General features: G+C 57.4%; 2 protein-coding genes. Both read right to left on the bottom strand.

Features of this window, described 5'->3' with window-relative positions:
• Positions 1 to 476: PAS domain-containing protein (locus tag ACXJ7R_RS33835; RefSeq protein ID WP_457155589.1), on the bottom strand; the 476-nt coding region annotated here is incomplete at its 3' end.
• Positions 477 to 707: 231 nt separating this feature from the next.
• Positions 708 to 920, bottom strand: a complete 213-nt coding sequence (locus ACXJ7R_RS33830; protein WP_457155588.1) for a hypothetical protein — start codon at positions 918 to 920, stop codon at positions 708 to 710.
• Positions 921 to 1,104: the final 184 nt, after the last annotated feature.

Below are 1,104 nucleotides of genomic sequence, written 5' to 3'. Positions count from 1 at the left end.
AGCAGAAGCCGGTGCTCGGAGTCTTCGAGAGACTGGATCCTGCGATAGTCTGTGCGGTCGATTTGAGAGCCGAAGTGATACACAACACGGCCGCTGTCATCGTGAATTGGGCTGAAGTGAAGCTGGTTCCAGAAGGCCGATCCATCCTTGCGGTAGTTGAGGAGTTCGACACTGGCCTCGCGCTCCTCTCTTATCGCGGCTCGTATTTCGGAAACGGCGATTTTGGATGTTGCCGGACCCTGCAGGAACCGGCAGTTTTTGCCGAGAACCTCTCCTGCATCGTATCCTGTTAATTTCAGGAAAGCATCGTTTGCCAACACTATAGGGTAATCCTGCTGTGTGGCATCGGTCACCACCATCGGCATGCGTGTCCGCTGAAACGCTGTGGCCGCCAACTCTTTGCGGTCTGGCAGYGCGTCCGCCGTCACTGCGGCCGGCTGATCACCGTGAATATGGGACAGGTCTTTTTCGTCCATTAAGGCTTCCTTGGTGCCGACTAAGACCTTGAACGTGAGAGGCGTTAAAGCGTTGCCGATCGTTGGCGAATTCGCTGCTGATGCCACTGGTCGCGACAATCGTTGACGAAGTTGACGCCTTCTGCCCGAGCGGTGGAACAAGGATCGGGTCCGCAGATTGACAGCGATTGAAGGTCGGCGGTTCCCTCCAAGGGCGCCGGTCACGGTTGATCTGGGTGGAGGATCAAGATGTCACACGAGGTAGAGGAGCGCCGCCTCAAAATGCTTATCGAGCAGTACGTCGAGGTGCGGAAGAAGCGGCACGATGTTGTGTCCGTGAGTCAGGCAGCAGCGGCTGTCCTGACTGTCATGAAAGCCTGTCCGGTTTCTAGAAGCGAGCTCGACGACATGATCGCCGCAAGCGCCGTGGCTCATGGCCTGGGTGTTGCGTTCGATGCGCAGCAATCCCCGTCGCAATTTTCGATCTCGCRCTGACATGGCCGCTGACCCTACGCTGCGCGAGGAACCCATTGGCAGCAACGCAGTGCACATCTGCGTCGACATGCAGGCGATGTTCCGCGACCCGTCCCAATGGTTCATTGCCATGGATGGACCGTGTGCTTCCCAGGATCGTAGATCTTTGCAGCAC

This window comes from Mesorhizobium sp. P5_C1 (assembly GCF_054049815.1).
Note: the sequence above shows the minus strand (reverse complement) of the source record. Positions and strands in the feature narration are given on the sequence as shown.